The sequence below is a fragment of the Thauera phenylacetica B4P genome (assembly GCF_000310225.1).
GTDB lineage: Bacteria > Pseudomonadota > Gammaproteobacteria > Burkholderiales > Rhodocyclaceae > Thauera > Thauera phenylacetica.
Genome location: NZ_AMXF01000593.1, coordinates 1 through 517, shown reverse-complemented (window position 1 = coordinate 517; position 517 = coordinate 1). Strand labels below are relative to the sequence as shown.

Genomic DNA, 517 nt, shown 5'->3' with positions numbered 1-517 from the left:
CGGCGCGCAGCTGCCCGAGCTCGGCCGCCGAATCCGCCCGCAGCAGGCGCGGGGCCAGCGCCGCCAGGCGGGCGTTGGCGCGCACCGCCTCGTGCAGGGCGTCGGCCGCCGGCAGGGTGTCGCGCACGATCTCCTGCTGGCTGCTCACCACGCGCTGGAAGCTCACCCAGCCCACCACCGCCACCAGCACGGTGCCGAGCGCGGCGACGAGCAGCCCGAGCAGCAGGCGCTCGCGCAGGCCGAAGCGGCGTCCGGTGCGGGGTTTAACGTAAGATGGGGCGGTCACGGTCGGTGGGGAAAAGGTGCGCTTGTGCAGTGGTCGAGGGCGATGAGTCGGCGGGTTTCATCTTACCGGCGGAGCGCGCGCCACGGGTTGCGCGGCCACGGGTTGCGCGGCTTCGTGCTGGGTGCCCTGCTGGGCTGCGCCGCGGCGCTGGCCGGCGCGCAGCCGGCGTCCGAGTGGCCGCTGCAACGCTGGGAAGGCGATCATCGCGCGGCCGACGCCGCTGCGGTGGCG

General features: G+C 75.4%; 1 protein-coding gene. It reads right to left on the bottom strand.

Annotated elements, in window-relative coordinates; all coding sequences use genetic code 11:
• A partial coding sequence (locus C667_RS23855; RefSeq protein ID WP_004392532.1) for a hypothetical protein occupies positions 1–286 on the bottom strand: 286 nt, incomplete at its 3' end.
• Between the last annotated feature and the right edge of the window lie 231 nt (positions 287–517).